Raw genomic sequence first — 17,375 nt, forward strand, 5'->3', positions numbered from 1 at the left:
ACCATGTTTGACTATTCCATGTCCGAACTGACGGCCATCTTCGCCATGCAGGGTTTCGCCGGGCTGATCCTGTTCTCGGTGTTCCTGCTGATGGCGCTGGGACTGGCCATCATTTTTGGTCAGATGGGGGTGATCAACATGGCCCACGGGGAGTTCATGATCCTCGGGGCCTACGTCACCTATCTGACCTCCAACCTGTTTGCCGAATACGCCCCCGGGCTGTTCGACGGCTATTTCTTTGTCGCCATTGTGCTGGCATTCCTGGCGTCGGCGTTGCTGGGGATGCTGGTGGAATGGAGCATGATCCGCTTTCTCTACCAGCGGCCACTGGACACCCTGCTGGCCACCTGGGGCCTGAGCCTGGTGCTGCAGCAGGCCTATCGCTCGATCTTTGGTGCCCGTGAGGTGGGGGTGGTGATTCCCGACTGGCTGACCGGCTCCTATCCGGTCACCGACATCGTCGAGCTGCCGGTCAGTGGCATCTTCGTGATGGTGCTGGCGGTGGGGGTCACCCTTGCGGTGGCGCTGCTGATGTTCCGGTCCCGCTGGGGCTGCCAGGTGCGGGCTGTCGTCCAGAACCGGCCGATGGCCGGTGCGGTGGGCATCAACACCGCGCGGGTTGACCGGCTCACCTTTGCCCTCGGCTGTGGCATCGCCGGGATTGCCGGCAGTGCCTTCACCATGATCGGTTCCACCGGGCCGTCGTCGGGCCAGCTCTACATCGTCGACACCTTCCTGGTGGTGGTGTTTGGCGGTGCCGCCAGTCTGCTGGGCACGGTCGCCTCGGCGTTTGGCATCTCCCAGGCACAGTCCACCCTGGAGTTCTTCCTCGGCGGCTCGATGGCCAAGGTGCTGACGCTGATGGTGGTGGTGCTGATCCTGATGGTCCGTCCCCAGGGCCTGTTTGCTCTCAAAGTGCGTCGCTAGGAGGCCCATGCCATGTTTCGTACGACCTTCATGACCCGACACGACCTGTTGGGCTTCGCGGTGCTGGCGGTGTTGCTGCTGCTGGTGCTGCCGCTGTCGCTGGATGTGTTCCGCCTCAACCTGGTGGGCAAGTACCTCACCTACGCCTTCGTGGCGGTGGGCCTGGTGCTGTGCTGGGGCTGCGGCGGCATCCTCAGTCTTGGCCAGGGGGTGTTCTACGGCCTTGGCGGCTACGCCCTGGCGATGTTTCTCAAGCTGGAGTCGTCGGACCCGGAGAGCACCCGCATCCAGAGTACCCCCGGCATTCCCGACTTCATGGACTGGAATCAGCTCATCGAGCTGCCCTGGTTCTGGGAACCGTTCCAGAGCCTGGGGTTCAGTCTGCTGGCGGTGCTGTTGGTGCCGACCCTGTTCGCCTACCTGATCGGTGTGGCGATGTTCAAGCGGCGGGTGGGCGGGGTTTACTTCGCCATCATCACCCAGGCGATTGCCGCCATCCTCACCATCCTGATCATCGGTCAGCAGGGTTACACCGGTGGGGTCAACGGCATCACCGACCTGCGTACCCTGCTGGGCTGGAACATCCGTACCGACTTTGCCAGCTACGTGTTCTATTTCATCTGTGTCGGGTTGCTGTTCGTTTGCCTGCTGGTGGCCCAGTTCATTCGCCGCAGCAAGCTGGGGCGCATCCTGCTGGCGATGCGGGAGCAGGAGGACCGGGTGCGTTTCTCGGGCTACGACGTCGCCGGCTTCAAGATCTTCGTATTCTGCGTGGGCGCGGCCTTTGCCGCCATTGGCGGTGCCATGTTCACCCTGCAGGAAGGCTTCATGTCCCCCAGCTTCGTCGGCATCGTGCCGTCCATCGAGATGGTGATCTTCTGCGCCGTGGGCGGTCGGCTGTCGCTGCTGGGAGCAGTGTATGGCGCGTTGCTGGTGAACCTGGCGAAAACGGTGTTCGGGGAGAGTTTCCCGGAGCTGTGGCTGTTTGCCATGGGGTTGCTGTTCATCGGTGTGGTGATGGCGTTTCCCAACGGCCTGGCGGGTCTCTACCAGCAGTTCCTGGGGGATCGGGTGGCACGTTGGCTGGATCAGTTGGGGCGGCCATCGCGGTCGCAGGCGCCGGTTGCCCTGGAAGGAGGTACGCAATGAGTCATGGCAGCAATACCGATTTTGTGCTCGCGGTGGAGGGGCTGACGGTGTCGTTTGACGGCTTCCGGGCGGTGGACGATCTGAGCTTCTACGTCGACGACAGTGAGATCCGCGTCATCATCGGCCCCAACGGTGCCGGCAAGACCACGGTGCTGGACCTGATCTGCGGCCGCACCCGGGCCACCGCCGGCTCGGTTCGCTTCCGCAACCGTGAGCTGACCCAGCTGCGGGAACACGACATCGTCCGCGCGGGGGTTGGGCGCAAGTTCCAGACGCCGTCGATCTACGATGACCTGACGGTGTTCGAGAATCTGGAAATCTGCTACCCCCGCGGTCGTGGCGTATTCGGTTCGCTGTTCTTCCGCCGTGACCAGGCGGTGATCGACAAGGTGCGGGAAGTGGCGGCCACGGTGCTGCTGACGGAGCGGCTCGAAGAGCCGGCGGCGCTGCTGTCCCATGGCCAGAAGCAGTGGCTGGAGATCGGCATGTTGCTGATCCAGGACCCCCAGTTGCTGATGCTGGACGAGCCGGTGGCGGGAATGTCGATCACCGAGCGGCGCCAGACCGCGGACCTGCTGCGGCGCATTAGCCAGGGCCGGTCGGTGATTGTGATCGAGCATGACATGGATTTTGTCGCCGAAATCGCCGACCGGGTCACCGTATTGCACCAGGGCCGCATCCTCGCCGAAGGCAGTGCCGAGGCGGTCAAGCAGGACCCGCAGGTCATCGACGTCTATCTCGGGCATTAGCGGCCAGGACACTCAGGAGGACACCGCATGTTGCAAGTATCCGATTACCACGTCCGCTATGGCCAGAGCGAAGTGCTCCATGGCCTGGACTTCACCCTCGGCGCCAATGAGATTGTTGCGGTGGTGGGCCGTAACGGCATGGGCAAGACCACGCTGATGAAATCGCTGATCGGCATGATTCCGTCGGCGTCGGGCCAGGTGCGGCTGGAAGGGCAGGAGCTGTCCGGTCTGCAAAGCCACCAACGGGTCCGCCAGGGACTGGCGTTTGTGCCCCAGGGCCGGATGGTGTTTTCCACCATGTCGGTGCAGGAGAACATCGAGACCGGCCTGACCAGCACCGGCCGCCGCCGTGTGCCGAGGGATCTGTATGACCTGTTCCCGGTGCTGCTGGAGATGCGTCACCGCCGGGGCGGCAACCTGTCCGGCGGTCAGCAGCAGCAACTGGCGATTGCCCGGGCCCTGGCCAGTGACCCCAAGGTGTTGCTGCTGGATGAACCCACCGAGGGCATTCAGCCTTCCATCATCCGGGACATGGCGCGCACCCTGAAGCTGATCCGCGACCAGCGCGGCCTGTCGATTCTGGTCTCTGAGCAGGTGCTGAGCTTCGCCCTCGACATCGCTGACCGCATCCTGGTGATCGAGAAGGGGAAAATAGTTCAGGACCAGCGACGAGAAGACGTGGACGAGGCAACGATAGCCTCCTATCTTTCTGTATAGCCCCGGCGAAGGTGCTGCGCCGAGTCAGGCCCCTACGTCATTTGACGCAGTTGGCCGGGGTGATTGCCGTATGGTCTGGAGTTCCGGTCGGGGCCGATACTGGAATGACCATACGACTCAACCACTGTTCAAGGAGACGCCGTTATGGCCGAAACCATCATCAAGATCGACCTCAGCAAATCCGCCTACGAAAACGATGCCATCCACAACCGCTGGCATCCGGACATCCCCATGGTGGCTACCGTCAAACCCGGAGACGACTTCATTGTCGAGTGCTATGACTGGACCGGTGGCCAGATCAAGGACAACGACAGTGCCGACGACGTCCGTGACGTTGACCTCAGCCAGGTGCACTTCCTGTCCGGCCCGATCGCGGTGGAGGGCGCCGAGCCCGGCGACCTGCTGGAGGTGGATATTCTCGATATCGGTGCCTTTGATGAAAGCCAGTGGGGCTTTAACGGCTTCTTTTCCAAACAGAACGGCGGTGGCTTCCTCACCGAGCATTTCCCCGAGGCCCACAAGTCGATCTGGGAATTCAACGGTATGTTCACCAAGTCCCGCCACATTCCCAACGTCGAGTTCGCCGGCATGATCCACCCCGGCCTGATCGGCTGCCTGCCGTCACGGGAGCTGCTGGAGCAGTGGAACCAGCGCGAGAAGGCGCTCTACGACACTGACCCGGAGCGGGTACCGGCGCTGGCCAACCTGCCCTTCTCGGACACCGCCCACATGGGCCGGCTCAGTGGCGATGCCGCCCAGGACGCCGCGGCCGAAGCCGCCCGCACCGTGCCGCCGCGGGAGCACGGTGGCAACTGCGACATCAAGGATCTGTCGCGGGGTTCCAAGGTCTACTTCCCGGTGTACGTCAAGGGCGGCGGGCTGTCGGTGGGGGATCTGCACTTCAGCCAGGGGGACGGTGAAATTACCTTCTGTGGCGCCATTGAAATGGCTGGCTGGATTCACCTGCGGGTCAACCTGATCAAGGACGGGGTGGCCAAGTACGGCATCAAGAACCCGGTGTTCAAACCCAGTACCATCAAGCCCAAGTACGATGACTATGTGATCTTCGAGGGCATCTCGGTGGATGAACAGGGCCAGCAGCACTACCTCGACGTGCACGTGGCCTATCGCCAGGCCTGTCTCAATGCCATCGAGTACCTGTCCAAGTTTGGCTACAGTCCGGCCCAGGCCTATGCCCTGCTCGGCTGTGCCCCGGTGGAGGGCCATATCAGCGGGGTGGTGGACGTGCCCAACGCTTGTGCCACCCTGTGGTTGCCCACCGGCATTTTCGATTTTGACATCAACCCCAGTGCCGATGGCCCGACCACCCAGGTGACCGGGGGGATGGATGTGCCCAAATCACCGGATAAGGAGTAACGGCCATGCCGGTCTATGACTACAAGTGCCGCGATCACGGTCTGTTCCATCGCCTGGCCACCCTGGCCGAAGCGGCGCAGCCGGCGCCGTGTCCCGACTGCGGTGGCCTCGCGCCCCGGGTGATTGTGATGCCGTCGAACCTGCCACGGATGGCGCCGGATCAGCGCCGGGCAATGGACCGCAACGAGCGGGCCCGTCATGAACCGCTGCATTCCACCGCCGCCCAGCGGCAGGAGGACGCTGGTCATCGCCAGCAGTGTGGCTGCGGTTCACCGAACAGCCGGCCCAAGCTGTTCTACACCGCCGATGGCAAGAAGATGTTCCCGTCGATGCGGCCATGGATGATCAGCCACTAGCAAACTGCCAGCCGGCCCGCTCGGGCCGGCGTTTTTACATATCCCGCTGATGCTTCTGGGTTTTGGCGCCCGCCCTACATGCCCGCGGCGTCGGTGCTCTCGAAGATCTTGTCCGCCGAGGCGGCAACAAAGCCGCTGTACAGCGAGCCGTCCGCGGTGGGGTAGCGCTTGGCGAACTCGTAGAAACAGCTGGGAATCACCGCCGCCCGGTCACGGAAGGTCACTTCCGTCAGGTCTGCCATGGTGGAGGACTGTTCCAGCATGGCTTCCGGAGATCCCTTGATCTCACCGCCGGAGCTGTTGATCGGGAAGCCTTCGGCCTTCAGTACCGCATTCACCTCGGCCACCGAGTCGAACCGGGCCAGTTCGTTGATGTTGACGGTGAAGTGGTTGGCGCGATAGCCCCAGGCGGCCATCCAGGCAGCGTACTCACTCTCCTTCAGCAGTTGCTGGTACGTGGTGTAATCGACCTGCCAGTGGGTTCCGGAGTAGAGGAAATCATCGGCTTCGACCGCCTGCGCCGGAACCTGGGCCACCAGCTCACCGACGATCGCCTGCAGTTCCGGTGAACACTGCTCCACCAACAGTTCGGAGATGAACACCTTGGGCGCGGTGGGGTCCGGATGCTCATAGTGGCGGGCGTACAGTTTCTTGGCTTCGAAGTGGTACTCGCCACCCTGGACGTAGCCGAGACTGAGAAAGTGGGCAGCCAATTTGTCGAGGCCAACCCTGGGCAGGTTGAAGGTACGCAGGGCGATGTGGTCGTTGATGATCTCATCCGCCTGAGTGCCGCCGAGCAACTGGTGGATGCGCTCCGCCGACGGAGTCACGGTCTTGTAGTTCTCCCACAGGTGGTGGAACAGGGTGTCGCGATCAGAGTGCATGGCGGAACTCCTCGGTATTGGACCGGTTGAGACTGGAAAAACGGGTAGCTGATGGCGAGGACCAGTGCTCCGCGGTCTGGCGCTCGCCAGAGCTGGCGTTCAGCGGCAGGAAACGGGCGATGGCGCCTTCCTCCAGGCTGAGCTGGCTGGCCAGATCGGCCGGTATCTGCAGCAACTGGTGCTCCGGCAGGTAGCGGGCCTGCTCGGTGATGGTGGCGCGGAAGCCGGCGGTGGCGGTGTTGGCCAGCAGCAGCGGCTCGCCTTCGCCACACACCGGGCCGGGGTCGAGCACGGCGGTATCCGCATCCAGCACCTGAATGCGGCATTGCCGGGACTGGGCGATGCTGCGGATCTGGCTGCGTTCGGCCTCCACCGTGGGGCCGGCATCGAACAGGTCGACGTAGTCCTTGTGGCGGAAGCCCTCACGCTCCAGCATCGCCAGCGCGGGGCGGGTGTCCGGATGCACCTGGCCAATGACGTCGCGGGCGCTGGCGCTGAGCAGGTTGGTGTACAGCGGGTATTTGGGCATCAGTTCGGCAATGAAGCGCTTGTTGCCGGCGCCGGAAAGGTGCGTCACGGTGGCGAAGTCGAGATTGACGAAGTGCACCCGCAACCAGTTCCAGAACGGCGATTCGCCGTTGTCGTCGGAGATCCCGCGCATCTCGGCAATGACGGTGTCGGCAAAACGCTGCGGGTGCTGGGCCATGAACAGGAAGCGGACCCGGGACAACAGCTTGCCGGCATTGGCGCGACGGAACCTGGGGCGCAGGTAGAGGGTGCAGATCTCGGTGCAGCCGGTGTAGTGGTTGCACATGTTGAGCACTTCAACGCTGTTGAACAGGTCCAGCTCGCTGGAATGATGCACCACCCGGCTCTTGTGGTAGTGGTACAGCGGGCTGCTCAGGCCTACGCTGGCCTCGATACCGGTGGTGCCCATGAGCTCGCCGCTGTCCTCGTCCTCCAGTACGAACAGGTAGCTCTCCTGGCCGGGTTCGTATACACGGCGGGCAAAGCTGTCGATGGAGTGCTGGATCTTGTCACGGAGGAACGTCCGGTCGTCGATCAGCGAGGTGAAGCCGGGGCCGGATTCGACGGCAATCTGTTGCAGGGCGTCCAGATCGTGATGGGCAACGGGACGGATGATCATGGGCAAGCTCCGGGTCGGGGACCTGTCAGGGATACCCGCTATTATCGCGACCACTGTTGTCAGCTTGCAGTTTCAGATTTAACGAATCAGTGCCATATTTAGGCAAATTGACCAACAGGTTTGCCAATATGATCAACAAACAGGATCTGCGCCTGATCGCCCTGCTGCGCAAGGACGCCCGCACCAGCGTCTCGGACCTGGCCCGGGCCCTCGACCTGTCCCGCTCCACGGTGCAGAACCGGCTGGCCCGGCTGCAGAGCACCGGCATCATCAAGGGCTACTCGGTGGAGCTGGGCGGCGAATACACCGCCAACCAGGTGGAGGCCCATGTCTCCATCAAGGTGCACCAGAAACTGACTGTGCGCACCAACACCGCCCTGGAGGCGATGCCGGAAGTAAGCCAACTGTATGCCGTGAGCGGTGAGTACGACCTGCTGGCCATCGTCCAGGCCCAGAGCCTGGAGGCCCTGAGCGCGGTACTGGACGACATCGCCACCCTGGATGGGGTGGAGCGCACCAACTCTGCGGTGGTGCTGGAGACCAAGTTCAGGCGCTGAGCCAGGCCACCACAGGCTCGACCACGCGGTCGTGCCACAGCAGCCGGTGGTGGCCCAGACCCTCACTGCGCAACAGTTCGGCGCCGGGCCAGCGATGGTAGACCCGTGCGCTCTGCGCCGGCGCCACTGCACGGTCCTGATCGTCGATGACCACCAGCCCCGGCTGGTTCAGCTGTGGCACCAGTTCATCCAAGGCCAGCCGCTGCCAGACCTCGGGACCGAAGCGGGCCTCCATGCGCGCCCGGTGCTGCGCCAGGGCGCCGGCAGACAGGCCCATCTGCACACCCAGATTGTCCACCACTTCCGACAGCGACGCCGGGGGCGCCAGCAGGACCAACTTGCGGGCACTGAGGCCGTCCACCAGGGCGCGGCCGGCAGCCAGACTGCCGAGGGAGTGGGCCATCACCGCCTCCAGCGGGCCGAACAGCTCGCCCACCCGGGTCAGTACTTCGGTCATTTCATAGAGATCGGTGCGCTCGCCCTGGGCGCGGCCGTGGGCGGGGGCGTCGTAGAGCACCACCCGATAGCCGGCGGCGACCAGTGGCTGGATAAAGGCGCCAAACTGGATGCCGGCGCCGGACCAGCCGTGAACCCCGAGCACCACAGGGCCTTTGCCCCAGCTGTAGACCGGCAGGGTACGCGTGCCGACGTGCAGCTGGGTGTGGCTGTCGGCCTGCTCCAGCAGGTGCTCGTAGCGGCTGGGCATGGGCAGTCGCTGCGGGGTGAAGGCCAGGCGCTCGATCAGTCGGGCGGCACCGTCGCTGGAGAGGCGGGCATACAGGGCCAGTCCCAGGCTCAGGGCCTGGTGTTGCCAGGAGCGGTGGCTCGCCGCAGTGGCTGGTTGTTGTGATATGGATGGCCGTGATGCGGATGATCGTGACGCCGATTGTGGCGATATGGATGGGGTGACCTGGGTCATGGTTGATTCCTCCCTTACGGGCGTTGGGCCAGGATGGCTGACAGGTTCAGATTAGGGCTTGTGGTGGGTGAGCTGGAGTGTCATATTTGACACTCTTGGTGCGAAATGGGACATGGCTCATGATCACTGTTGCGGTTCTCGCGTTGCCTCACTGCCACGCCACCGGCATTCACGGGGTGATGGATTTTTTCACCACCGCCACCTATTGCAGTTGCAAGTCCGGCGGTAATCCCGCGACCCGGTTTGATTGCCAGATCGTGACCCTGGATGATCAGCCGGTGCAGGCCTACAGTGGCGCCACGGTGGTACCCACCGCCCGGCGTATGGAGCTGACGCCGGATCTGGTGGTGGTGGGGTCCGGCATAGAAGCGGTATCGGCGCCGGCGCAGCTGGAGCAATACCTGGTGGCAACCGAGCCGGCCCTGGCCTGGCTGCAGGACTGCCATCGTCGTGGTGCGCTGATTGCCAGCGTCTGTACCGGCAGCTTTGTCCTTGCCGAGGCCGGTCTGCTGGAGGGCCAGGTGACCACCACCCACTGGCGCGCTGCCGCCCAGTTCCGGCAACGCTACCCGACCCTGCGGCTGGAGGAGGATCACCTGCTGGTGGACAACGGCCAAGTGGTCTGTGCCGGTGGCGCCTCGGCCTACGTGGATCTGTGCCTGTATCTGGTGGAGCGCCTGGTATCGCCGGCCATTGCCCTTGCCTGCAGCAAGCTGCTGGTGCTCGATGGCCGGCGCCGGGAACAGACCCCCTACATGGGATTCTTTGGTCAGCAGTCCCATCAGGACGAGGCGGTTCGCAAGGCCCAGGTCTGGATGGACCAGCACTACGCCGAAACCATCGTGATTGATGAGGTGGCGGCCCAGGCCGGCCTGGGGCCGCGAACGTTCAAGCGCCGTTTCAAGGACGCCACCGGCGACACCCCACTGGCGTACCTGCAGCAACTGCGGGTGGAAGCCGCCAAGCACCTGCTGGAATCGACCCGTACCCAGACCGCCCAGATCATCTGGCAGGTGGGTTATGAGGACACCAGCTCCTTCCGCCGCCTGTTCAAGCGTACCGTGGGCTGCACCATGGAACAGTACCGTCGTCGTTTCAGCTACCTCACACCGGAACCGGTCAGCCAGCGGGCCGCAGCGGCGGATGAAATCGGGTAGACTGGTCGCCTTCGAATTGTTGGCGACGGGTGTTTAGGCGGTGATCCGACAGCTTCCACGATGGGTTGAAATTGGCGGTTTCTGGCTGGCGCTGGTGGCCGGTGCGGTCAATGCCATCGGCTTGCTGGGTTTTGAGCATCAGGCCGTGTCCCACCTCACCGGCACGTCCAGTCTGGTGGCCCTGGCCCTGGTGGATCTCAACCTGTCGGTGACCGTGCACTTGCTGCTGATCATGCTGTGCTTCGTGCTGGGGGCGCTGCTCAGTGGTGCCCTGGTGGGCAATGTGGCACTGCGGCTGGGGCGTCGTTACAGCGTGGCGCTGTGCCTGGAGGCAGCGCTGTTGTTGCTGGCGATGGTGGTGTTGCAGCAGGGCTCAACCCTGGGGCATTTGCTGGCGTCGGCGGCGTGCGGGTTGCAGAACGGCATGGTGAGTACCTACAGCGGCGCCATTGTTCGCACCACCCACGTCTCCGGCCTGTTCACCGATCTGGGCACCATGCTCGGCGCCCGCCTGCGGGGGCACCCCATCGACCGGCGCCGGATCGGTCTTTACCTGCTGCTGATCGCCGGTTTCATCACCGGCGGCGCGGTGGGTGCGATGGCGTTCCGGCACTGGCACTTCCTGGCGCTGATCGTGCCGGCGGCCGGCACCCTGTTGCTGGCCGTGGTGTATTGGGGCTACCGCCTGCGCCAGCGCCCCGTGCAAGAGGAGTAAGTCCCATGCTCTACCCGCTGACGACATTGCTGTTGCTGCCCTGGTTGCTGTGGCAGGGCCGACGGGTGCGGCGGGACACGCCGCGCCTGCCGGAGCCGGATGGGCCGCGCGAGGGAGTGTCCGGATCGGGGACGCCGCTGGCGGTGCTGATGGTGGGTGATTCTGCTGCTGCCGGCGTGGGCACCCGGGTTCAGACCCAGGCGTTGTCCGGCCAGCTGGTCCAGGCGTTGGCGCAGCGATTTCAGGTGCGCTGGCAGTTGCTGGCCCGCACCGGTGACAGCAGTGCCGATGTCTGCGACCGGCTGGCGGCGCAATCGCCGCGACCGTTCGATCTGGCGCTGGTGTCGGTGGGCGTCAATGACGTTACCGGCCGCACCACGCTGCGGCAATGGCACCGTCATCTGCAGCAACTGACCGGCCTGTTGCAACAGCGTTTCGGGGTGCGTGAGGTGGTGTTCACCGCGATACCGCCAATGCACCAGTTTCCGGCCCTGCCGCAGCCCCTGCGGTGGTACCTGGGGCGCCGTGCGGGTCAGCTCAACCAGGCGCTGGCGCAGTTCTGTCGGGATACCGGCGGCTGCAGTCTGTTGCAGGTGCCGTTCCCGTTCGAGCCGGGTCTGATGGCGAGTGATGGTTTCCACCCCGGTGAGGCCGCTTACGCGCTGTGGGGCCAACACGGCGCTGAATTGCTGGCTGACCTGCACGTCAAGGCTCTCTCTGGCGCGCCCTCTGGCGCATCCTCTAGCGCACTCTCTGGCGTAACCCCGGCGGCGTTGGCAGAATAGCCGCCCGCCCATCAGCGAAGGAAGACACAGACGATGCAAGTGGCAGTCTATTGCGGTTCCAGTTCCGGTCATAACCCCGATTACGTTGAGGCCGCCCAGGCCCTGGGGCAGTACCTCGGGGAGCAGGGCATCAACCTGGTCTTTGGTGGTGGCAAGGTAGGGCTGATGGGCACGGTGGCTGATGCGGTACTGGCGGCTGGCGGTGAGGTCCATGGGGTGATTCCCGAAGCCCTGAAAGACCGGGAGCTGGCCCACCCGGGGCTGACTCACCTGGACGTGGTGGCCACCATGCACCAGCGCAAGGCGCGCATGGCCGAGCTGGCCGATGCCTACATTGCCCTGCCGGGTGGTCCCGGTACCCTGGAGGAGCTGTTCGAGGCCTGGACCTGGGGTCAACTGGGCTATCACCGCAAACCCTGTGCCCTCTACAACGTCTGCGGCTACTACGACGCGCTGCTTGATTTCGTCGACCGGATGACCGGCGAAGGGTTTCTGTCACCGACCCATGCCGAGATGCTGATCGTCGCCAGTGAGCCGGCGCCGCTGGTGGATGCCCTGCGGGCCTACCAGCCTCCGGCCCGCAAGTGGAGCTGATCCCCCGGCCGCTCAGGGCATCAGCGTCAGCCAGCGTAAGCCGGCAAAGGTGGTGAGACTGAGCACCACCACCCACAGTAGCGAACAGCGCAGGCCCGCCAGCACCACCGCGACGCCGCCGCCCACCAGATAGGGACTGTCCGGTGTCAGCCACAGCGCGCCATGGGGCGCCACCGCAATGGGGGTGGCCATTGCCGTCAGCACGCAGGGGGCGGAAAACGACAGCAGCCGTTGCAGGCGCGGTCCCGGCGTCAGAGTGACAAAACCGGCAAAGAAGGCGAAACGGAAGCCGAAGGTCACCAGCGCCATGGCCGCCAGCAGGGTCCACATCATCATGTCGTGGCTCCCTCTGAGGCGGACCGTGAACCGCCGTAACCCACGGCCATGCCGGCGACACTGGCAATCAGCAGACCCAGGGGCACTGCCAGCAAGTGGCAGGCGACGGCGACCAGGGCACTGGTCAGGGTCGCCGCCAGCGCCGCCGATGATGTGACCTGGGGAACCACCATGGCCAGGAAGATCGCTGCAATCGCGAAGTCGAAGCCAAACCTCTCCAGCCCCGCCACCGACTGTCCCAGGACGATGCCCGCCAGGGTGGCGAGGTTCCAGATCAGGTAGAACGTCAGCCCCGCCGCCAGGGCGTAGCCGCGATGAAAGCGGCCGTGGCGCTGGCGGTAGGCCTGCACCACCACGAACAGCTCGTCAGTCAGCAGGAAGGCCAGCCCCAGTCGCCAGCGCAGTGGCTGCTCGCGCACATCCTGTCGCAACACTGCTGAATACAGCAGGTGGCGGGCGCTGACGATCGCGGTGCTGGAGAGAATCGGGCCGGGGGCCCCGACACCGCCGCTGATCAGGCCGATGGCCGCCAGTTGCGCGGCGCCGGCAAACACCAGTAGTGACAGGCACTGGGCCTGCCAGGGATTGAGCCCGGCCTGCAGCGCCAGGGAACCGCACAGCAGGCCCCAGGGCACCACCGCCAGCGACAGCGGCAGAATATCCGCCAGCGCCTGGCGAGCGGGCGGATAGGGTGGGGCAACAGCAGATACACTCGACATTTTGGACTCCGGCAACATCTCGAATCTGTCGAGGTTGGCATCACCGAGAGCCGCTGGCTTGTAGCATCTTGCTCTGGCGGGCGTACTGGCCGGGCGCGACGCCCATGGCCCGCTTGAAATGGGTGGTCAGGTGGCTCTGGTCGTGGAACCCGCAGTCGATGGCCACGCTCGCCGGGGCCTGGCCCTGCCGCAGCAGCGTGCGTGCCAGCCGCAGGCGGTTCTGCACCTGGTAGGCGTGAGGTGGCAGGCCGTAGTGGCGGCGGAACTGGCGGACCAGATAGTAGGGGCTGAGGTCGGCCAGCCGGGCCAGGTCCTCCAGCGCGGCATCGGCGGCGGGGAAATCGTCAAGAAATTCCTTCACCAGCTGCAGGGCGCGGCTTGGCGCCTTACCCTCACGGAAGCTGTGGCGGCTGCGGGAATGGCGGGCGACCAGGCGGGTCATCACCGAGTACAGCAGGGTTTCATTGAGCAAGCGGTCGTGGCTGTCCCGCAGGTGACTGAACACCAGTCGCAACTGGGCCGCCAGTTCCGGGTCCTGCACCACCGCCTGGGGAAAATAGGGCACGCCATCGCGACCCTGGAACAGCTCACGGCCGACGTGCTGGAACTGCTTCGGGGTCGGGTACATGGCGCGATAGGCCCAGCCATAATCGGTGGCCGACTGGCCGGTGTGGACATCGTCGGCGTTCACCAGAATGATGCTGTCCTGGTCCGCCAGGTGCTGGTCTCCGGTGCGGTAGAACCGTTGGGCACCGTGCTCGATCACCGCCACGGTATAGCCCTCGTGGGTGTGGCGGGCGAAGTTCTGGCGGTAGTAGTGGGCGTTCAACAGTTCCAGCCCACCCAGTACCGGGGCATTGGCGTAGTCAGCGTTCTCTTTCATCGGACCTGTCCTGAATCACGCCAGTGCACCACAGTCGCCCACGCTTGTCTTGTAGAAAATTGCGGCCAGGGTTCCGTCTGCCTCATTCGTTGATCTATTGGGCCTTGGGCAGGCAGGAGGGGGGTGGCGGACAGCCGTTGCGATCCTGCCCCGGCTGGTGACCGGCCGGCAGCTGGGGAAAGCGGTTGGGGTCGTGGCGGTAGGCGCAGGCGCGGGCCTGGCTGGCCGCCTGGGGGCACTGCTGTTGTTCCAGGGTTTCTGCCAGGTTGTGCCAACCGGCACCCAGTTCCGGAAATGCCCGGGTCAATCGGGCGTAGTGCTGCCGGGCCAGGTCCCAGTCCTGCTGCTGATAGGCTACGTTGCCAAGCCCGAGTCGGGCCGCGGCCTGATCCGGCCAGTGGTACAGCGCGGTGCGGTAGGCCTCGCGTGCCGCCTCCAGTTGTCCGGTCGCTTCCAGGTCATGGGCACTGGCGAGGAACGCCAGTGGTGTGGTGGTCGCCGGTACCTGGTCGGGCGTCAGCATGACCCGGGCCCAGCGCTTCGCGCGCTCCCAGGTGGCAAGAAAAGCTGGCCTTGGCAACCGATAGTTGGCGTTGACCCCGGAATGCAGGATCAGCACATCCGCCTCGACGTCATAACCTGTTACCACCGCATAATGCCACTGGGGCCACCATCGCAGCCCGAGATTCTGCAAGACCAGCACCGGGTGACCGGCGTCAATCTCGCTCAGCAGGGCCTGGAAATCCGGCGCCAGCGGGTGAACCAGCAGACCTTCCTGCCGTGCGGTGGCGACCATATCGAGCTGCAGTGACCCCTGTCGCCCTGGTAGATACACCCGTTCCACCAGCGCATCCGGCGTGGCGCCAATCCCCTGGTCGTTCAGCATCATCGCCAGTGCTGCCGGCCCGCACTGGTAGCGCGTCTGGGGGTGGAACGGCACCGCCAGCTGGTGTGCTGCCGGTGCCGGCTCCCGGACCGTGCTGGGCCAGGGCTGGCTGGCGCAGCCCGTAAGCAGCGTTGCCACCACCAGGCCGGCGAGCAGAAAACCTCGTACCATCACGGTCGCCGATCAGCGAATGCAGTTCACGAACGGGAACAGGTCCGTGGCGCAGAGCATGTCGGTGATGATGAAGACCAGCACAAACAGCACGATGACGCCCACGACGCCCTCGCCGGCGGGGGCTTCGTTGAGCTGCTGGTTGAAAGATGCGAGCTCCGCCGGGGTGAGCCGGTCGATGCGTTGCTGCACCTGGTCTTCACTCACACCAAGGGCTTTGAGGGACTGACGCACGTCGTCCTGGGACAGCGCCTGACTCAGGGACGCGCGGGACTGTGTCTGGTGTTGCTGCTGGATCAGTTCGCCGGTGCCGACGATGGCGGCCTGGGCCGGCACGGTGAGCATGCTGGCCAGCAAGGCCAGACATAACAGTGGCGCCAGTTGGCGAATGGTTCGGGTGGCAATGATCATGTTGGGCTCCCCCTTCTCCGGATCTCAAGGACTGCGGACTCGTCCCGGGAGGTCTGTGACTGCAGGTGACAGCGAGCGTCCTGTCCCGAACTGCCGATATATACCCCAAGTGTATACAGGTTCTGCTGGATTGCCCCGGTTCCGGTGGTTACCGTTCGATGAGGGATTGGTCATCTGGTGAACATAAAAAAGCCCCGGAGGCGAGCTCCGGGGAACAGGGTGCTGCCGGAAGCCCGGCCGGCGCAGGGTGCGCCGGGGGAGGGCCACCGAAGGGGAGGTCAGGACGTCAGCTGACTTCTCAGGACGTGTTTCTGCAGTTTGCCGGTGGATGTCTTCGGCAGTTCTTCGGAGAAGATGATCCGTTTGGGTACCTTGAAGCCGGCCAGATTGGCGCGGCAGTGGGCGACGATGTCGTCCTGACCCAGATGCTCATGGCCCCGCTTGAGGGTGATAAAGGCACAGGGGATTTCCCCCCAGTGATCGTCCGGCGCCGCCACCACCGCCGCTTCCAGCACGGCGGGGTGATCATAGAGGGTGCTCTCCACTTCCAGGGTGGAGATGTTCTCGCCCCCGGAGATGATGATGTCCTTGGAGCGGTCCTTGATCTCGACGTAGCCGTCCTCGTGCCAGACCCCCAGATCACCGGTGTGGAACCAGCCGCCAGCGAACGCTTTGTGGGTTTCATCCGGGTTGCTGAGATAGCCCTTCATCACACTGTTGCCACGCACGAACAGCTCGCCGATGGTGGTGCCGTCACGGGGGACCGGGGCCAGGGTATTGGGGTCGGCCACCATCATGTCGGTCATCGACAGCGACAGGATGCCCTGGCGTGCCATCTTGGCGGCCCGGTCCTTGAGGGACAGGTCCTGCCAGTCGTCCTGGAAATCACACACCAGACTGGGGCCATAGGTCTCGGTGAGGCCATACAGGTGCACCACCTTCATGCCCAGGCCTTCCATCGCTTCGATGGTGGCGGCTGGGGGCGCGGCACCGCCGGTGGCCACGGTGACGGCCTGGTCAAACGGCTTGCGCAGCTCTTCCGGGGCGTTGATCAGCATGTTCAGCACCACCGGTGCGGCGCAGAAGTGGGTGACGCCGTGGTTGGCGATGGCATCGTACACCGGCTCCGGGTGGGGCTGGCGCAGGCAGACATGGGTGCCACCCACCGCGGTGACCGCCCAGGGGTAACACCAGCCGTTGCAGTGGAACATCGGCAACGTCCACAGATACACCGCACCGGAGGGCAGGCCAAAGCCAATCACGTTACTCAGGGCATTCAGGTAGGCGCCGCGGTGGTGGTAGACCACCCCCTTGGGGTTGCCGGTGGTGCCGGAGGTGTAATTGAGGGTGATGGCCTGCCACTCGTCTTCCGGCGGCTGCCACTGGAAATCGTCATCACCGGTGGCCAGCAGCTGGTCGTAGGTCATGGTGCCCAGGGCCTCGCCACCATCGAAGCTGGGGTCATCCACGTCGATCACCGTCGGTTTGGCGTCACAGCCTTCCAGCGCCGCCCGGGCGCGGTCGCTGAATTCCCGGTCGGTGAAGAAGATCCGCGCCCGGCTGTGGTTGAGCATGAAGGTCATGGTCTTGGCATCGAGCCGGGTGTTCTGGGTGTTGAGCACGGCGCCGATCATCGGTACCGCGAAATGCAGTTCCAGCATTTCCGGCACGTTTGGCAGCAGGGCGGCGACGGTGTCGCCACGGCGCACCCCAAGCTTGCGCAGTGCCGACGCCATCTTCAGGCAGCGACGGTGGGTCTCGGCCCAGGTCCGTCGTACCTCACCGTGGATCACCGCCAGGCGATTGGGATGGGCCAGGGCGGTACGCTCCAGAAAAGTGACCGGCGACAGCGGTGTGTGGTTGGCGGTGTTGGCCGCCAGGCCGGTTTCGTACAGGTTGTCCATGCAAGTGAGCCTCTTGTTGTTGTGTCTGCGAT

General features: G+C 64.5%; 20 protein-coding genes. 11 read left to right on the forward strand and 9 right to left on the reverse strand.

Translation table 11 applies throughout. From position 1 onward, the window contains the following. Positions 1–3 precede the first annotated feature (3 nt). From urtB to J2887_RS21370, 6 genes are all read left to right on the forward strand, one after another. Positions 4–927, forward strand: coding sequence for an urea ABC transporter permease subunit UrtB (gene urtB, locus J2887_RS21345; RefSeq protein ID WP_227173135.1), 924 nt, complete (start codon positions 4–6; stop codon positions 925–927). A 12-nt stretch (positions 928–939) separates the two neighbouring features. After that, on the forward strand, positions 940–2,076 hold the full coding sequence (gene urtC, locus J2887_RS21350; protein WP_227173136.1) for an urea ABC transporter permease subunit UrtC: 1,137 nt from the start codon (positions 940–942) through the stop codon (positions 2,074–2,076). After that, positions 2,073–2,825: an urea ABC transporter ATP-binding protein UrtD gene (gene urtD, locus J2887_RS21355; RefSeq protein ID WP_227173137.1), complete on the forward strand. Its 753-nt coding sequence runs from the start codon at positions 2,073–2,075 to the stop codon at positions 2,823–2,825. The genes urtC and urtD overlap by 4 nt, the downstream gene beginning before the upstream one ends. A 27-nt stretch (positions 2,826–2,852) precedes the next feature. Then, a complete protein-coding gene (urtE, locus tag J2887_RS21360; RefSeq protein WP_227173138.1) occupies positions 2,853–3,542 on the forward strand; it encodes an urea ABC transporter ATP-binding subunit UrtE in 690 nt (229 codons plus the stop codon). A gap of 144 nt (positions 3,543–3,686) precedes the next feature. Beyond that, positions 3,687–4,919 carry a formamidase gene (gene fmdA, locus J2887_RS21365; protein ID WP_227173139.1) on the forward strand — a complete coding sequence of 411 codons (1,233 nt, stop codon included), beginning with the start codon at positions 3,687–3,689 and terminating at the stop codon, positions 4,917–4,919. A 5-nt stretch (positions 4,920–4,924) separates the two neighbouring features. Then, the gene (locus tag J2887_RS21370) at positions 4,925–5,275 is read left to right on the forward strand and encodes a zinc ribbon domain-containing protein (RefSeq protein ID WP_227173140.1); all 351 of its coding nucleotides are present in this window, start codon (positions 4,925–4,927) and stop codon (positions 5,273–5,275) included. 74 nt (positions 5,276–5,349) lie between these two features. On the opposite strand, the gene J2887_RS21375 is transcribed toward J2887_RS21370, so the two are convergent. Further along, on the reverse strand, positions 5,350–6,159 hold the full coding sequence (locus J2887_RS21375; RefSeq protein WP_227173141.1) for a DUF1338 domain-containing protein: 810 nt from the start codon (positions 6,157–6,159) through the stop codon (positions 5,350–5,352). Further along, positions 6,149–7,306 carry an arginine N-succinyltransferase gene (astA, locus tag J2887_RS21380; RefSeq protein WP_227173142.1) on the reverse strand — a complete coding sequence of 386 codons (1,158 nt, stop codon included), beginning with the start codon at positions 7,304–7,306 and terminating at the stop codon, positions 6,149–6,151. Before astA ends, J2887_RS21375 begins: the two co-directional genes overlap by 11 nt. 128 nt (positions 7,307–7,434) lie before the next feature. Between astA and J2887_RS21385 the strand changes: the two genes are divergently transcribed. Next, on the forward strand, positions 7,435–7,863 hold the full coding sequence (locus J2887_RS21385) for an Lrp/AsnC family transcriptional regulator (protein ID WP_227173143.1): 429 nt from the start codon (positions 7,435–7,437) through the stop codon (positions 7,861–7,863). Here the strand turns inward: J2887_RS21385 and J2887_RS21390 are convergent. After that, the gene (locus J2887_RS21390) at positions 7,853–8,782 is read right to left on the reverse strand and encodes an alpha/beta hydrolase (RefSeq protein WP_227173144.1); all 930 of its coding nucleotides are present in this window, start codon (positions 8,780–8,782) and stop codon (positions 7,853–7,855) included. The two genes, J2887_RS21385 and J2887_RS21390, sit on opposite strands and share 11 nt — an antisense overlap. A 119-nt stretch (positions 8,783–8,901) precedes the next feature. Between J2887_RS21390 and J2887_RS21395 the strand changes: the two genes are divergently transcribed. From J2887_RS21395 to J2887_RS21410, 4 genes are read left to right on the forward strand one after another with little or no spacing between them, the layout of a single operon-like run. Further along, on the forward strand, positions 8,902–9,939 hold the full coding sequence (locus J2887_RS21395) for a GlxA family transcriptional regulator (protein ID WP_227173145.1): 1,038 nt from the start codon (positions 8,902–8,904) through the stop codon (positions 9,937–9,939). Positions 9,940–9,979: 40 nt separating this feature from the next. Next, positions 9,980–10,654, forward strand: a complete 675-nt coding sequence (locus tag J2887_RS21400) for a YoaK family protein (protein ID WP_227173146.1) — start codon at positions 9,980–9,982, stop codon at positions 10,652–10,654. A 5-nt stretch (positions 10,655–10,659) separates the two neighbouring features. Continuing rightward, positions 10,660–11,439 carry an SGNH/GDSL hydrolase family protein gene (locus tag J2887_RS21405; protein WP_227173147.1) on the forward strand — a complete coding sequence of 260 codons (780 nt, stop codon included), beginning with the start codon at positions 10,660–10,662 and terminating at the stop codon, positions 11,437–11,439. A 33-nt stretch (positions 11,440–11,472) separates the two neighbouring features. Next, positions 11,473–12,033, forward strand: a complete 561-nt coding sequence (locus J2887_RS21410) for a TIGR00730 family Rossman fold protein (RefSeq protein WP_227173148.1) — start codon at positions 11,473–11,475, stop codon at positions 12,031–12,033. A gap of 12 nt (positions 12,034–12,045) precedes the next feature. Here J2887_RS21410 and J2887_RS21415 read toward each other — a convergent pair whose 3' ends face one another. The 6 genes from J2887_RS21415 to J2887_RS21440 all read right to left on the reverse strand — a co-directional run bounded on the left by J2887_RS21415 (position 12,046) and on the right by J2887_RS21440 (position 17,343). Then, the gene (locus tag J2887_RS21415) at positions 12,046–12,369 is read right to left on the reverse strand and encodes an AzlD domain-containing protein (RefSeq protein ID WP_227173149.1); all 324 of its coding nucleotides are present in this window, start codon (positions 12,367–12,369) and stop codon (positions 12,046–12,048) included. Beyond that, the gene (locus J2887_RS21420) at positions 12,366–13,088 is read right to left on the reverse strand and encodes an AzlC family ABC transporter permease (protein ID WP_227173150.1); all 723 of its coding nucleotides are present in this window, start codon (positions 13,086–13,088) and stop codon (positions 12,366–12,368) included. Before J2887_RS21420 ends, J2887_RS21415 begins: the two co-directional genes overlap by 4 nt. A gap of 40 nt (positions 13,089–13,128) precedes the next feature. Then, the gene (locus J2887_RS21425) at positions 13,129–13,971 is read right to left on the reverse strand and encodes an AraC family transcriptional regulator (protein ID WP_227173151.1); all 843 of its coding nucleotides are present in this window, start codon (positions 13,969–13,971) and stop codon (positions 13,129–13,131) included. Positions 13,972–14,065: 94 nt separating this feature from the next. After that, entirely contained in the window at positions 14,066–15,028 is a 963-nt protein-coding gene (locus J2887_RS21430) for a PA2778 family cysteine peptidase (protein WP_227173152.1), read from the reverse strand. Between the two features lie 12 nt (positions 15,029–15,040). Beyond that, entirely contained in the window at positions 15,041–15,436 is a 396-nt protein-coding gene (locus tag J2887_RS21435; RefSeq protein ID WP_228752892.1) for a PA2779 family protein, read from the reverse strand. Positions 15,437–15,717: 281 nt separating this feature from the next. Then, complete coding sequence (locus tag J2887_RS21440) at positions 15,718–17,343, reverse strand: long-chain-fatty-acid--CoA ligase (protein ID WP_227173154.1); 1,626 nt, start codon at positions 17,341–17,343, stop codon at positions 15,718–15,720. Positions 17,344–17,375: the final 32 nt, after the last annotated feature.

This window comes from Marinobacter sp. CA1 (assembly GCF_020546665.1).
GTDB classification, from domain to species: domain Bacteria; phylum Pseudomonadota; class Gammaproteobacteria; order Pseudomonadales; family Oleiphilaceae; genus Marinobacter; species Marinobacter xestospongiae.

Excerpts from the sequence above, each read along its gene's own strand:
- J2887_RS21375 (WP_227173141.1), bottom strand. The coding sequence starts at position 6,159 with ATGCACTCTGATCGCGACACCCTGTTCCACCACCTGTGGGAGAACTAC.
- astA (WP_227173142.1), bottom strand. The coding sequence starts at position 7,306 with ATGATCATCCGTCCCGTTGCCCATCACGATCTGGACGCCCTGCAACAG.
- J2887_RS21430 (WP_227173152.1), bottom strand. The coding sequence starts at position 15,028 with ATGGTACGAGGTTTTCTGCTCGCCGGCCTGGTGGTGGCAACGCTGCTT.
- J2887_RS21440 (WP_227173154.1), bottom strand. The coding sequence starts at position 17,343 with ATGGACAACCTGTACGAAACCGGCCTGGCGGCCAACACCGCCAACCAC.
- J2887_RS21370 (WP_227173140.1), top strand. The coding sequence starts at position 4,925 with ATGCCGGTCTATGACTACAAGTGCCGCGATCACGGTCTGTTCCATCGC.
- J2887_RS21415 (WP_227173149.1), bottom strand. The coding sequence starts at position 12,369 with ATGATGATGTGGACCCTGCTGGCGGCCATGGCGCTGGTGACCTTCGGC.
- J2887_RS21385 (WP_227173143.1), top strand. The coding sequence starts at position 7,435 with ATGATCAACAAACAGGATCTGCGCCTGATCGCCCTGCTGCGCAAGGAC.
- urtC (WP_227173136.1), top strand. The coding sequence starts at position 940 with ATGTTTCGTACGACCTTCATGACCCGACACGACCTGTTGGGCTTCGCG.
- J2887_RS21410 (WP_227173148.1), top strand. The coding sequence starts at position 11,473 with ATGCAAGTGGCAGTCTATTGCGGTTCCAGTTCCGGTCATAACCCCGAT.
- urtD (WP_227173137.1), top strand. The coding sequence starts at position 2,073 with ATGAGTCATGGCAGCAATACCGATTTTGTGCTCGCGGTGGAGGGGCTG.
- urtB (WP_227173135.1), top strand. The coding sequence starts at position 4 with ATGTTTGACTATTCCATGTCCGAACTGACGGCCATCTTCGCCATGCAG.
- J2887_RS21420 (WP_227173150.1), bottom strand. The coding sequence starts at position 13,088 with ATGTCGAGTGTATCTGCTGTTGCCCCACCCTATCCGCCCGCTCGCCAG.
- J2887_RS21390 (WP_227173144.1), bottom strand. The coding sequence starts at position 8,782 with ATGACCCAGGTCACCCCATCCATATCGCCACAATCGGCGTCACGATCA.
- fmdA (WP_227173139.1), top strand. The coding sequence starts at position 3,687 with ATGGCCGAAACCATCATCAAGATCGACCTCAGCAAATCCGCCTACGAA.
- J2887_RS21425 (WP_227173151.1), bottom strand. The coding sequence starts at position 13,971 with ATGAAAGAGAACGCTGACTACGCCAATGCCCCGGTACTGGGTGGGCTG.
- J2887_RS21395 (WP_227173145.1), top strand. The coding sequence starts at position 8,902 with ATGATCACTGTTGCGGTTCTCGCGTTGCCTCACTGCCACGCCACCGGC.
- J2887_RS21405 (WP_227173147.1), top strand. The coding sequence starts at position 10,660 with ATGCTCTACCCGCTGACGACATTGCTGTTGCTGCCCTGGTTGCTGTGG.
- urtE (WP_227173138.1), top strand. The coding sequence starts at position 2,853 with ATGTTGCAAGTATCCGATTACCACGTCCGCTATGGCCAGAGCGAAGTG.